General features: G+C 71.6%; 13 protein-coding genes and 1 tRNA gene. 12 read left to right on the plus strand and 2 right to left on the minus strand.

What is annotated here, in order from left to right; genetic code table 11:
- Positions 1 to 17: 17 nt before the first annotated feature.
- Positions 18 to 890: an SGNH/GDSL hydrolase family protein gene (locus tag MHO01S_RS01215; protein WP_061781732.1), complete on the minus strand. Its 873-nt coding sequence runs from the start codon at positions 888 to 890 to the stop codon at positions 18 to 20.
- A 95-nt stretch (positions 891 to 985) separates the two neighbouring features.
- Between MHO01S_RS01215 and MHO01S_RS01220 the strand changes: the two genes are divergently transcribed.
- From MHO01S_RS01220 to MHO01S_RS01245, 6 genes are all read left to right on the plus strand, one after another.
- Positions 986 to 2,827 carry a DEAD/DEAH box helicase gene (locus tag MHO01S_RS01220; protein ID WP_060958659.1) on the plus strand — a complete coding sequence of 614 codons (1,842 nt, stop codon included), beginning with the start codon at positions 986 to 988 and terminating at the stop codon, positions 2,825 to 2,827.
- Positions 2,828 to 2,868: 41 nt separating this feature from the next.
- Positions 2,869 to 3,414 (plus strand): SRPBCC family protein, encoded by a 546-nt coding sequence (locus MHO01S_RS01225; protein WP_060958658.1) that lies wholly within the window; start codon positions 2,869 to 2,871, stop codon positions 3,412 to 3,414.
- On the plus strand, positions 3,411 to 4,499 hold the full coding sequence (locus MHO01S_RS01230; RefSeq protein ID WP_060958657.1) for a VIT1/CCC1 transporter family protein: 1,089 nt from the start codon (positions 3,411 to 3,413) through the stop codon (positions 4,497 to 4,499). Before MHO01S_RS01225 ends, MHO01S_RS01230 begins: the two co-directional genes overlap by 4 nt.
- Positions 4,500 to 4,572: 73 nt before the next feature.
- A tRNA-Leu gene (locus MHO01S_RS01235) sits at positions 4,573 to 4,657 on the plus strand.
- 123 nt (positions 4,658 to 4,780) lie between these two features.
- Positions 4,781 to 6,091, plus strand: a complete 1,311-nt coding sequence (locus MHO01S_RS01240; RefSeq protein WP_174524647.1) for a M20/M25/M40 family metallo-hydrolase — start codon at positions 4,781 to 4,783, stop codon at positions 6,089 to 6,091.
- Positions 6,092 to 6,101: 10 nt separating this feature from the next.
- Positions 6,102 to 6,935: an undecaprenyl-diphosphate phosphatase gene (locus tag MHO01S_RS01245; protein WP_060958656.1), complete on the plus strand. Its 834-nt coding sequence runs from the start codon at positions 6,102 to 6,104 to the stop codon at positions 6,933 to 6,935.
- Here the strand turns inward: MHO01S_RS01245 and MHO01S_RS01250 are convergent, their stop codons facing one another.
- A complete protein-coding gene (locus MHO01S_RS01250; RefSeq protein ID WP_061781733.1) occupies positions 6,936 to 7,808 on the minus strand; it encodes a PAC2 family protein in 873 nt (290 codons plus the stop codon). It abuts the gene before it with no gap.
- Positions 7,809 to 7,933: 125 nt separating this feature from the next.
- On the opposite strand from MHO01S_RS01250, the gene MHO01S_RS01255 reads away from it, so the two are divergent.
- From MHO01S_RS01255 to MHO01S_RS01280, 6 genes are read left to right on the plus strand one after another with little or no spacing between them, the layout of a single operon-like run.
- Positions 7,934 to 8,611, plus strand: a complete 678-nt coding sequence (locus MHO01S_RS01255) for an HAD family hydrolase (RefSeq protein WP_082734064.1) — start codon at positions 7,934 to 7,936, stop codon at positions 8,609 to 8,611.
- Positions 8,608 to 9,672 carry a tRNA (adenine-N1)-methyltransferase gene (locus MHO01S_RS01260; protein WP_060958654.1) on the plus strand — a complete coding sequence of 355 codons (1,065 nt, stop codon included), beginning with the start codon at positions 8,608 to 8,610 and terminating at the stop codon, positions 9,670 to 9,672. Before MHO01S_RS01255 ends, MHO01S_RS01260 begins: the two co-directional genes overlap by 4 nt.
- 4 nt (positions 9,673 to 9,676) lie before the next feature.
- Positions 9,677 to 10,627, plus strand: a complete 951-nt coding sequence (locus tag MHO01S_RS01265) for an FKBP-type peptidyl-prolyl cis-trans isomerase (RefSeq protein WP_061781734.1) — start codon at positions 9,677 to 9,679, stop codon at positions 10,625 to 10,627.
- Between the two features lie 56 nt (positions 10,628 to 10,683).
- Complete coding sequence (locus MHO01S_RS01270; protein WP_060958652.1) at positions 10,684 to 11,703, plus strand: helix-turn-helix transcriptional regulator; 1,020 nt, start codon at positions 10,684 to 10,686, stop codon at positions 11,701 to 11,703.
- A complete protein-coding gene (locus MHO01S_RS01275) occupies positions 11,700 to 12,668 on the plus strand; it encodes a helix-turn-helix transcriptional regulator (RefSeq protein WP_061781735.1) in 969 nt (322 codons plus the stop codon). The genes MHO01S_RS01270 and MHO01S_RS01275 overlap by 4 nt, the downstream gene beginning before the upstream one ends.
- 59 nt (positions 12,669 to 12,727) lie before the next feature.
- Positions 12,728 to 12,958 carry a twin-arginine translocase TatA/TatE family subunit gene (locus tag MHO01S_RS01280; protein ID WP_060958650.1) on the plus strand — a complete coding sequence of 77 codons (231 nt, stop codon included), beginning with the start codon at positions 12,728 to 12,730 and terminating at the stop codon, positions 12,956 to 12,958.
- Positions 12,959 to 12,969 lie beyond the last annotated feature (11 nt).

Consider the following 12,969-nt stretch of genomic DNA (forward strand, 5'->3'; position numbering starts at 1 on the left):
GCGAGCAGCCGCTCGGATCAGACCTGCTCGCCCGGTGCCGCGGTGCGGTCGCGCCCGGGGGCTTCCACGGTCACCGGCAGGGGCTCGGGGCGCTTGGCCGTGATGTTGTCGCCCGACGACTGGTGGCGCAGGCGCCGCAGCACCCACGGCACGAAGTGCGTGCGTGCCCAGACGAGGTCGTTCGTCCGGGCGGCGCGCCAGGTCAGACGCGGCAGCGGGTCGGGCTGCATGGGCTGCAGGTCGTTGGGCACGTTGAGGGCGCGCAGCACCATGCGGGCGATCTCGTGGTGGCCGAGCGCGTTGTAGTGCAGGCGGTCGTCGTCGAAGAAGCGCATGTCCTGCACCTCTTTGAGCGCCCATTGGTCGGCGACGATGCAGTCGTAGCGGTCGGCGATCGCGCGGATGTTCTCGTTGTAGATCGCCACTCGTCCGCGGATGCCGCGGAACACCGGTGTGAACTCCGTGTCGACCCCCGTGAAGACGACGAGCGTCGCGCCCTGCGAGCTCAGGCGCGCCACGGCGTCCTCGAACTGCTGCGCCACGGCATCCGGATCGCCGCCGGGGCGGATCACGTCGTTGCCGCCCGCGGAGAACGTGATCAGGTCGGGGCTGAGGGCGAGCGCCGGCTCGACCTGGTCGGCGATGATCTGGGCGATCAGCTTGCCCCGCACCGCGAGGTTCGCGTACGCGAAATCGTCGACCTGCGCGGCGAGGACCTCTGCGACCCGGTCGGCCCAGCCGCGGTGGCCGTCGACCGTGCCCGGGATGGGGTCGCCGATGCCCTCGGTGAACGAGTCGCCGATCGACACCATCCGGCGCCACGGGTGCGCGCTCTCGTTGGGGACGTACGGTGAGCGGTGGTCGTCGGGGGTGGGCTCGTTCCTGCGCATGACTCTCCTGACTCGTGGTCTTCTCCGAGGCTACCGGGGTCGGAGGTCACTGCCGAGGGCGGGCGTGGGGGAGGCGTCGTTTAGGGTGGTCAGTCGTGGACGGGACGGACGAGCGAGGACAGGAGCACTTCGGCAGCTTTGCCGCAGAGCACCTTTCGCCCGCCTTCCCCCAGCGTGCCCCGTGGGGGACGGCCCAGAACCTGCGCGCCTGGCAGGCCGAGGCCCTCGAGGCCTATTTCGCTCAGGACGGCCCCGACGGCGTGGGCGGTGGACCGCGTGACTTCCTCGCCGCCGCGACGCCCGGCGCCGGAAAGACGACCTTCGCCCTGCGCCTGGCGAGCGAGCTGCTGCGCCGCGGGATCGTGAACCGCCTGGTCGTCGTCGCGCCCACCGAGCACTTGAAGACGCAGTGGGCGGATGCCGCTGCCCGCGTCGGCATCCGTCTCGATCCCCGCTTCACCAACCGCCAGAGCGCCCCGGCGCGCCACTACCACGGCGTGGCGGTGACCTACGCGCAGGTCGCCGTCAAGGCGTCGGTGCACCAGCGGCTGACGATGGATGCCCGCACCCTCGTGATCCTCGACGAGGTGCACCACGGCGGCGACGCGCTGAGCTGGGGCGACGCGCTTCGCGAGGCGTACGGGCGCGCCACGCGCCGGCTCCTGCTGTCGGGCACCCCGTTCCGCAGCGACACGGCTCCCATCCCGTTCGTGGAGTATCACCCGAACGAGAAGGGCATCCGCCTCTCCCGCACGGACTACAACTACGGCTACGGGCGGGCGCTCGCCGACGGCGTGGTGCGTCCGGTGCTCTTCCACGTCTACGCGGGGCAGATGAAGTGGCGGACGAAGGCGGGAGACGAGTACGAGGCCCACCTCGGTCAGGACAACACGAAGGACATCAACGCGCAGGCCTGGCGGACGGCGCTCAACCCCGAGGGCGAGTGGATCTCCGCCGTCCTGCGCTCCGCCGATCGGCGACTCACCGAGGTGCGACAGGACGTGCCGGATGCCGGGGGTCTGGTCATCGCGACCGATCAGACGGCGGCGCGCGCCTACGCGGCGATCCTCCGCGACATCACGGGAGAGCCGACGACCGTGGTGCTGTCCGACGACAAGGCGGCGTCGGGCCGGATCGAGACCTTCGCGACCTCGACGTCGCGGTGGATGGTGGCCGTCCGCATGGTGTCGGAAGGCGTCGACGTTCCGCGGCTCGCCGTCGGCGTCTACGCGACGAGCGCCTCGACACCGCTCTTCTTCGCCCAGGCGATCGGTCGTTTCGTGCGCGCCCGCCGGCGGGGTGAAGCGGCATCCGTGTTCTTGCCGAACGTGCCGCCGCTGCTCGCCCTGGCGAACGAGATGGAGCGGGAGCGTGACCACGCCCTCGACCGCGAGGAATCGGACGACGACGGTCTCGAGGACACGCTGCTCGAGGAGGCCGAACGAGAGGACAAGGCCTCGGACGCGTTGATCGAGGAGGGCAGCTATCAGGCCCTCGGCTCGGTGGCGCACTTCGATCGGGTGCTCTACGACGGCAAGGAGTTCGGGCAGCTCGCGGTACCGGGCACCCTCGAGGAGGAGGAGTTCCTGGGCCTTCCGGGCCTGCTCGAACCCGAGCACGTCCACGAGCTGCTGATGCAGCGGCAGTCCCGCCAGAGTCGTCACCGTCGCGCCCGTGAGGCGAAGGAGGGCGCGGTCGCCACCGACAGCACGGATGCGGGCGAGGCGTCCCTTCCGCCCGCCCTCCACCGCACGCTGCGCGAACAGCGCCAGCTGCTGAACAGTCTCGTCGGCCTCTACGCCCGCCAGAGCGGCGAGCCGCACGGCGCCGTACACGCCGAGCTGCGACGGGTGTGCGGGGGACCGGAGGTGGCCCGCGCCACCGTCGCGCAGCTGCAGGCCCGCATCGAGGTCCTCCGCGCCCGCGTCCGATCCTGACATCGCACAACGCCGACACCGGCGCGCGTACACTCGCGCCCATGCGCCGCGGCTACGACTTCACGTCGCGATGGGTGGTCCCGGCATCCGTCGAGCGGTGCTGGGCGCTGTGCGAGCAGAGTCTCGTCTCGGGCGAGGTGCCGTGGTGGCCGTCCGTGCGGATCGTGCCCGGGGCGCGCGCTCCCGCCGTCGGAGACGTGCGGCATCTGGAGGTGCGCAGTCCCTGGGGCTACCGTCTGAGGGTCGCCCTGACGGTCACGGAGGTGCGACCCCCGCACCTGCTGGCCGCGACCAGCACGGGCGATCTGGTCGGCATCGGGCGGCTCGCCATCGCGGCGCGGCCGGGACCGCCCGCAGACGGCGCCGCGCTCACCTGGATCTGGCGGGTCGAGCTCACGCGGCGATGGATGCGCCTCGCCGCTCCCGTGCTGCGCCCCGCGTTCGTCGCCGCGCACCGTCTGGTCATGCGCCGCGGTGAGCGGGGGCTGAGGGCTGCGCTCGCCGGTGCTTCGGAGATCCGAAATCCTGACAATACCGGCGTGAGCGGTCGGCGCCGCCGCCGTCGACGGTACCGTGAAGCCCCGTGAGCCCGACCCCGAAACCCACGCAGAGAGACCGGCGCCGCTGGGCGCGCTATCTCGCCGACGAGCGTGCCGAGGCGCAGGTCTATCGCGCCTTGGCCGCACGGCGCGAGGGGGAGGAGCGTGAGATCCTGCTCGCGCTCGCCGAGGCGGAAGGACGCCACGAGGCGCACTGGCTCGAGCTGCTGGGCGGGGAGCCCGTCCGCCTTCCCGCGCCCGGGTTCGGCTCGCGCGTGCTCGGGTGGATGGCCCGCCGATTCGGGTCGATCTTCGTGCTCGCCCTCGCCCAGAATGCGGAGGGACGATCGCCCTACGACAGCGAGCCGTTCGCCACCGCGCGGATGGTCGCCGACGAGAAGATCCACCGCGAGGTGGTCCGTGGGCTCGCGGCGCGCGGGCGACGCCGGCTGTCCGGCACCTTCCGCGCCGCCGTCTTCGGCGCCAACGACGGACTCGTCTCGAACCTCGCCCTCGTGATGGGCATCGGGGCGACCGGCGTCGGCGCGCAGTTCGTGCTGTTCAGCGGGATCGCGGGACTTCTCGCGGGAGCGCTGTCGATGGGCGCCGGCGAGTACGTCTCGGTGCGCTCGCAGCGCGAGCTGCTCGATGCGACCGAGCCCAGCGGATACGCCGATCACGTGCTCCCAGATCTCGACCTCGACGCCAACGAGCTCGCTCTCGTCTATCGCACCCGCGGCATGGACGAGCAGGAGGCGCACGATCTCGCACGCCGCGTCGTCGAGACGGCGCACGCCGCGGACCGTGGCGAGCCCTACCGTCTGCCGCGGGCTGCCGGGGCCGACCACGAGGTCGTGGGCAGCGCGCTGGGGGCCGCCGGGTCGAGCTTCCTCTTCTTCGCGTCCGGTGCGATCATCCCCGTGCTGCCGTGGATCTTCGGGTTGAGCGGCCTGCCCGCGGTCGCCGTCGCGCTGCTGCTGGTCGGCACGGCGCTCACCGCGACGGGCGCGATGGTCGGGCTGCTGTCGGGCGCGCCGCCGCTGCGTCGCGGGCTCCGCCAGCTCGCGATCGGGTTCGGAGCGGCCGCCGTGACCTACCTGCTCGGTCTGCTGTTCGGCGTGTCGGCGGGCTGAGCGCGACCTCGATTCCACGTCTGGCGTCGGATCTGGTACTGTCGATCTTCGGTTGCGAAACCGAAAACCACCTGCGCGGGTGGCGGAATAGGTAGACGCGCTAGCTTGAGGTGCTAGTGCCCGTATAGGGCGTGGGGGTTCAAGTCCCCCCTCGCGCACAGAGAGAAGAAGGTCCCGTCAGGGGCCTTTTTCTTTTGCCCCGATGGATGTCGGGGCGAGGTCCCGTGTCGTCGTGTGTCACCGCGCGGAGGCCCCCTCCTGATCGCAGTACCGTGGTGAGCATGTCCGCATCCGAGCTGCCTGAGACCGAGCTGCCCGAGGTCGTCGCCGTCGCGCGCGATCTGATCCGCTTCGACACCACCAACTTCGGCGAGGGGCGCTCGCACGGCGAACGCGAGGCCGCGGAGTACGTCGGGGCCTACCTCGAAGGTCTCGGACTCCGCCCGGAGTACTACGAGCCCATCCCGCGCCGCACCAACCTCAGCGTGCGGGTGCCGGGACGCAATCGCGACAAGCCCGCCCTCGTCCTGCACGGCCACCTCGACGTGGTCCCCGCCGTCGCCGACGACTGGAGCGTCGACCCGTTCGGCGGCGTGATCAGGGACGGGATGCTGTGGGGGCGCGGTGCCGTCGACATGAAGGACATGGACGCGATGATCCTCACCTCTGTCGCCGAGCTCCTGAGAGCGGGGGAGCAGCCGGAGCGCGACCTCATCCTCACGTTCTTCGCCGACGAGGAGAACGGCGGGGTGGAGGGCTCGCAGCTGGTCGTGCGAGATCGGCCGCACTGGTTCGACGGCGCCACGGAGGCCATCAGCGAGGTCGGCGGCTACTCGATCCCGGTGGGCGAGCAGCGCGCCTATCTGCTGCAGGTGGGGGAGAAGGCCCTCGTGTGGCTCCGGCTGCGCGCTCGCGGCACCGCCGGCCACGGCAGCCGCTTCCACCCGGACAACGCCGTGACGCGGCTGTCCGAGGCCGTCGCCGCCCTCGGCCGGTCGGTCTGGCCGCTCGAGCTCACCGCCACCACGCGCCAGACCGTCGACGGTCTCGCGGCCCTGTGTGGCGTCGACCCCGCCGATCCGGATGCCGTGGCGGACGCGACCGGCGCGGCATCCGGTTTCCTGCGTTCCACCTTCCGCACGACGACGAACCCCACGGGTCTCGTCGCGGGGTACAAGCACAACGTCATCCCGGATGCCGCGGTCGCGACGATCGACGTGCGCACGCTCCCGGGCCAGGAGGAGCGGGTGCTCGCGGAGATCCAGCGCATCGTGGGCGACGACATCGAGGTCGAGATCTCGCATCGCGACATCGGGCTCGAGGTGCCCTTCCGCGGAGAGCTCGTGGAGGCGATGGTCGGGGCGCTCGAGCGGCACGATCCGGGGGTTCCGGTGCTGCCCTACCTGATGGGCGGCGGCACCGACAACAAGGCTCTCGCCGAGCTCGGCATCGCCGGATACGGGTTCGCGCCGCTGCGGCTTCCCACGGATCTCGATTTCACCGGTATGTTCCACGGTGTGGACGAACGCGTCCCCATCGACGCGTTGGTCTTCGGGCAACGCGTGCTCACCGATCTGATCCGCACGTACTGAAAGGGCCCCCATGCACCTGTTCGAGGCGATCATCCTGGGCCTGGTCCAGGGACTCACCGAGTTTCTCCCCGTCTCCTCCAGTGCCCACCTGCGCATCATGGGCGAGTTCCTCCCGTCCGCCGAAGACCCCGGCGCGACCTTCACCGCCATCACCCAGATCGGCACCGAGCTCGCGGTGCTCGTCTACTTCTGGGGCAAGATCGTGCGGATCATCTCCCAGTGGGCGAAGTCGCTGACCGGCCGCGTGCCGCGCAACGACCCCGACGCTCGCATGGGGTGGATCGTCATCATCGGCACGATCCCGATCGGCATCGCCGGATACCTGTTCCAGGAGTCCATCCGCAACACGTTCCGCAACCTCTGGCTGGTCGCGATCGTGCTGATCGTCTTCGGTCTCCTGCTCGGCGCCGCCGACGCGTTGGGGCGCCGCACCCGCACCGAGAAGGACCTGACCTACGGGCACGGCCTCGCTCTGGGCCTGGCGCAGATGCTCGCCCTCGTCCCGGGTGTCTCGCGCTCCGGTGCGACGACGACGATGGGCCTGGCCCTGGGCTACACCCGTCCGGCCGCGGCGGAGGTCGCGTTCCTGCTCGCGGTGCCGGCCGTGTTCGGCAGCGGCCTCTACGAGCTGGTGCAGGCCATCAAAGACCCGGGCGACCAGGTGTACAACATGCTCGAGACGGGCGTCGCCACGGTCGTCGCGTTCGGTGTGGGCCTCGCGGTGATCGCGTTCCTGATGCGCTACCTCAAGCGCGGCAGCTTCCTGCCGTTCGTGCTCTACCGCGTGGCGCTCGGACTCGTGCTGATCGTGCTGCTGAGCTTCGGAGTGCTGCAGGCGTACTGATCAGGAGCGGCGGGGGTCGTCGCGACCGGGTTTGCCGGGGCCCTCGCCGCTTCCGCCGCGGCGCAGATAGCGCTCGAACTCCTGCGCGATGGCGTCTCCGGACGCTTCGGGGGAGTCCCAGGTGTCGCGGGTCTGCTCCAGCTGGTGGATGTACTCGGTCATCTCCTCGTCGTCCGCCGCCGCGGCATCGATCGACGCCTCCCAGGCGAGGGCCTCGGCGGGCAGGTCGCCGCGGGCGACCACCGCTCCGGTCAGCGCCATGACGCGATCGAGCAGCGCGAGCGTGGCCTTCGGTGACGGCGTGTGGCCGGCGACGTAGTGCGGGACGCTCGCCCACAGGGCCGCGGTCGGGATGCCGGCCGCCTCGGCGGCCGCGGAGAGCACGGTGAGGATGCCGGCCGGCCCCTCGTACGTCGGCTTCTCCAGTCCCAGCGCGGCGCGCAGCTTCTCGTTGTCGCTTCCCGCGAACACCGAGATCGGGCGGGTGTGGGGCACATCCGACATCATCGAGCCGAGCGCCACGATGCCCGTGATGTCCTCGCTGAGGGCGGCGTCGATCAGCTCGGCCGCGAACGACTGCCAGGCGCGGGCGGGCTCGACACCGGAGAGCACCCACAGCCGTGTGCCCTCGGCGGGATGCAGCGGCCGCCACACGGTCGCGTCGGGCCAGCTGAGGGTGCGCGAGCCGTCGGCTTCCACCTTGAGCTGCGGTCGCGTGTACTGGTAGTCGAAGTAGAGCTCCGGGTCGACCGAGAAGACCTCGCGGTAGGCGCCCGACTCGCGGATGTGCGCCGCGGCGGCGGAAGCGGCCTCGCCCGCGTCGTTCCATCCGTCGAAGGCCACGACCAATACGCGGTTTCCGAGTTCGTCCACTCCGCCCCTCTCGCACGGTGAATCGATCCCTCAACGATACGCGTCGCGACCGGCGACAGGGCGGCGCCCGCGCGCGACGCGCGGTGCCGGCGGGACGCCGCGGAGCGCGTCGGTAGCATGGTCCGGTGAGCCCCGCCCTTCCCGTCGCCGTCCTGTGGGACATGGACGGCACCCTCGTCGACACCGAGCCGTACTGGATGGAGGCGGAGACCGCGCTCGTCGAGAGCTTCGGCGGCACCTGGACCCACGAGCAGGCGCTGACGCTGGTGGGGCAGGGCCTCGAGACGTCGGGAGCGATCCTGCAGGAGGCCGGCGTGCGGATGTCGGTCCGCGACATCGTCGACCACCTCACCGCCGAGGTCACCCGGATGCTGGCCGAGCGCGGCAACCCCCTGCGGCCGGGCGCGGCCGACCTGCTGAGCGCTCTGCGTTCGGCCGGGGTGCGGTGCGCCCTCGTGACGATGTCACTGCGGTCGATGGCGGAGCAGGTGGTGGCGCCCTTCGGCGACACCTTCGAGCTGATCGTCGCCGGCGACGACGTCACCCGCCCCAAGCCCTACCCCGACGCCTACCTGCAGGCCTGCCGGGCGCTCGGCGTCGATCCGTCGGAGGTCGTGGCGATCGAGGACTCGCCGACGGGGGTGCGCGCCGCGGTCGCCGCCGGGGTCACCACCATCGGGGTCCCGCTGATGGTCTCGCTGGTGGGTGCCGGCGCCCACACCCTCTGGTCGACGCTCGCCGAGCGGACGCCCGATGACATCGCCGCCGTGTACGCGGCACACCGCACAGGAGATCGCACATGACAACGCCCACCCCCCTCGTCGACCTCCGACCGAGCGGGCCGTTCCGGCTGGGCGACCGGGTGCAGCTGACCGGCCCGAAGGGGCGTCTGCACACCGTGACGCTCCGCGAGGGCGGCGAGCTGCACACGCATCACGGCGTCCTCAAGCACGCGCAGCTGATCGGCCAGCCCGACGGATCGGTCGTGACCAACTCGGGCGGCCACGAGTACCTGGCGCTGCGCCCGCTGCTGCGCGACTTCGTCATGTCCATGCCGCGCGGCGCGGCGATCGTCTATCCGAAGGATGCGGCGCAGATCCTCGCCTCCGCCGACATCTTCCCGGGCGCCACCGTCGTGGAGGCGGGCGTCGGCTCGGGCGCGCTGTCGATGTGGCTCCTGCGCACGATCGGATCGGCCGGCCGCCTGGTCTCCTTCGAGCGTCGCGAGGAGTTCGCCGAGGTGGCCCGCGCCAACGTCGAGACCTTCTTCGGCCATGCGCCCGAGGCCTGGGAGGTCGTGGTCGGCGACCTCGTCGCGGAGCTGCCCGGCGCGGTGGACGCGGCATCCGTCGACCGTGTCGTCCTCGACATGCTGGCGCCCTGGGAGTGCATCGACGCGGTCGCCGACGCCCTCACGCCCGGCGGTGTCGTGCTGTGCTACGTGGCCACCGCCACCCAGCTCAGCCGCGTCGCCGAGTACATCCGCGGCACGGGCCTGTTCACCGACCCCGAGGCCACCGAGACGATGGTGCGCGGCTGGCACGTGGAAGGTCTCGCCGTGCGCCCCGACCATCGGATGGTGGCGCACACCGGCTTCCTCATCACGGCGCGCCGTCTGGCGCCCGGAGCGATGCCGCCCGACGTGCGCAAGCGTGCGCTCAAGAAGCCGAGCTATGCCGACGCGGATGTCGAGGCGTGGACCCCCGGTGCGGTCGGCGACCGCGAGATCACCGACAAGAACCTCCGCAAGCGGGTGCGCGAGGCGCAGCGCGCCGCCGACGGGGCGCGACAGGCCACCGCCGGCGCCGACGCGGACACCGGCCCCGACGGCGCGGGGGAGCGGGCCGCGGACGACGTAGACTGATCCGGTGCGCCGGATCCCTGCTGCCCTCGCCGTCGTCGGCCTCTCCGTCCTGACCCTGGTCGGGTGCGCGTCCGCATCCCCATCGGCCGCCGCGTGCCACCGTGGGGCCGACCCGTCCGGCGTGCTCGACACCGTGAGCGTCTCCGGCGCCGAAGGCACCCCCGAGGTGACCCTGAGCGCTCCCGTCTACGTCGATCACACCGTCGCCGTCGACGAGACCGTGGGTTCGGGCCAGCGCGTGACCTCCGACATGCAGGACGTGCAGTTCGCCATCACGATCATGAGCGGCTCGACCGGGCAGAAGATCCTGACCTCCGGCACGCAGGTCACCCCGCTGTCGAAGTGGCGCGAGCAGTACGCCGGCTTCGCGGACATGATGATGTGCGCGACGGAGGGCTCGCGGATCGTCGGGGCCGTGCCGGCCAGTGACCTCTCCGACGCCGCGGCTCAGGGCTGGGGCCTCAGCGGCAGCGATGCGATCGTCGTCGCGATCGACCTCCAGAAGGTGTACCTCGCCGCCGCCGACGGTGTCCCGCAGTACAACGACCGCCGCGGCATGCCGTCGGTCGTGCTCGCGCCCGACGGCACACCCGGCGTCATCATCCCCGACACGGCCCCGCCCACCGATCTCGCGGTCGAGGTGCTGAAGAAGGGCGACGGCCCGGCCGTCGGCGGAACCGACAGCATCCGCATCAACTACACCGGCGTCACGTGGGCCGATCGCAAGGTCTTCGACTCGACGTGGGAGAACGGCGCCTCGGCGGCCGTCACCCTCGACGCGGTGGTGCCCGGCTTCGCTCAGGCGCTCGACGGCCAGACGGTCGGGTCGCAGATCCTCGTCGTGATCCCGCCGGCGCTCGGATACGGCGACACGGCGAGCGGCTCGATCCCCGCAGGATCGACGCTCGTGTTCGTCATCGACATCCTCGGCGTCGACACGCCCGCGACGAGCTGACGACCGCGACCGCGCGGCAGCGCCGCCGGCGCACAGGCGACGCCTAAGATTGTCGGGTGCCCACCGAGACCGTCCGCAGCGCGCCCGAGGAGCGTCTGGTCAACCTCGTCGTCGCCCTCATGGCGACCGAGCAGGGGCTCACGAAAGACACCATCCTCGCCTCCGTCGCGGGCTACCGCGAGCAGAGCAGCGCCGGCGCGTCCAAGGATGCGCTCGAGAAGATGTTCGAGCGCGACAAGGAGAACCTGCGCTCGCTCGGCATCCCGGTCGAGACGATCGGCGACTACGCCGACCCGGACGATCTCCGCGAGGCGCGCTACCGCATCCCGACGGCCGAGTACGAGCTGCCCGCCGACATCGAGTTCACCCCCGCCGAGCTCGCCGTCCTGAACCTCGCCGGCGGCGTGTGGAGCGAGAGCTCCATGTCGGCCGATGCGCGCAGCGGTCTGCGCAAGATCCGCGCGCTCGGCATCGAGGTCGACGCGCCGACCATCGGATACTCGCCGCGCGTCAACCTGCGGGAGGCCTCGTTCGGGCCGCTGCAGCGGGCGATCGAGCAGGGGCGCGTCGTCGAGTTCGCCTACCTCAAGGCCGGCGACGAGACCGCACGGGTGCGCCGCGTGCAGCCGTACGCCCTCGTCGAGTACGAGGCGCGCTGGCACGTGTACGGGTTCGACCTCGCGCAGGACGACGTGCGCACCTTCCTGCTGTCGCGCATCGTGTCGGATGTCGCGATCACCCGCGCCGGCTTCGACCTCGCGCTGCGCGAGGGCGCCGGTGAGCGCGCGCTGGCCGGTCTCGAGGCCCTCGCGGCCCGTCAGCAGGCGCTGCTCGAGATCGCGCCTGGCACCGAGGCCGCCCTGCGTCTGACCCGCCGCGCGACGGATGCCGAACAGGGGATCCGGGTGCCGTACGTGGACGTCCACATCCTCGCCGACGAGCTCGCCTCCTACGGCCCGGAGGTGCGCGTGGTCGAGCCGGCCGCGCTGCGCGATCAGGTCATCGCACGACTCGAGCGCACGCTCCGGCTGCACGCCGGCCCGGACGCCGCGACCGACGAGGGGGCGGGATCATGAGCCGTCGTCGCAAGCCGCTGCTGGCGACCGATCGGGCGGCGCTCATCCTGCAGCTCGTGCCCTACCTGATCGGGAAGGGCGAGGTGTCGCTCACCGAGGCCGCCGACGAATTCGACGTGACCGTCGAGCAGATGCGCGGGATGGTCGAGAAGCTCACCGTGATCGGCCTGCCCGGCGACGGCGGCTTCTGGCAGATGGCCAACGACCTGTTCGACATCGACTGGGACCTCCTGGACGAACAGGACCTCATCGTGATCACGAACACGGTGGGTCTGGAGCGCACCCCACGGCTGACCGCACCGGAGGCGGCCGCGCTGCTGGCCGGGCTGCGTGTCGCGGCGACCCTGCCCGGCGTCGGCGACAGCGGCGTCGTCCAGGGCCTGCTCGCCAAGCTCGCACGGGGCGCGTCGGGCGTGCCGGCCGATGTCATCGTCGCCCCCGACACGGTCGACGACGTGCGCCTGACCGTCGCGCAGGCTCTCCGCGAGCACGTCGCCGTGGCCTTCTCGTACCAGGCTCCCGATGCCGCGCCCACGACCCGCACGGTCGACCCGGTCAAGGTGCACATCGCGGGAGGACAGTGGTACCTGCAGGGATGGTGCCATCTGCGCCAGGCGATGCGCACCTTCCATCTCGACCGCGTCTCCGACGTACGTCTGACCGACATCGCGAGCACCCACGGCGAAGACTCGGTGCCCGCGCTGTTCGAGGGCGCCGCGGGAGACGTCGAGGTCGAGGTCCGCTATCGCGCGTCGGCGGCGCCGCTGCTGGCCGACTACGTCGTGCTGGACGACCCGGCCACGATCGACGCGGAGATCCGGTCGGCCCGCGTCCGGGTGGGCGACGCGCGGAGCCTCAAGCGGGTCGCGACGCGGCTCGGCGGCGACCTCGAGGTCGTCTCCCCGGATGCCGCGCGCCGCGCGACCGCCGCGTGGGCCGAAGCGGGGCTCGCCCAGTACCGCTGAACCCATCCGTCGGGGCGGCAGGTAGACTGGCCAGCAACCCCACACCCGAGGAGACCCTCATGCTCGGAGGCTTGACCGGCTGGCACCTGCTGGCCCTCGTCATCATCATCCTGCTCCTGTTCGGGGCGGCGAAGCTCCCGGCTCTGGCCAAGAGCGTCGGACAGTCCGCTCGTGTCTTCAAGGGCGAGATGAAGGCGATGAAGGAAGAGGACGCGCCCGCCGCGCCGACCGCACCCAACGGCACCAGCCCCGCCCCGACGGCGGAACCCGGTACCGACACCAAGCCCTGACACTCGTGGCC

This window comes from Microbacterium hominis NBRC 15708, assembly GCF_001592125.1.
Lineage (GTDB): Bacteria > Actinomycetota > Actinomycetes > Actinomycetales > Microbacteriaceae > Microbacterium > Microbacterium hominis.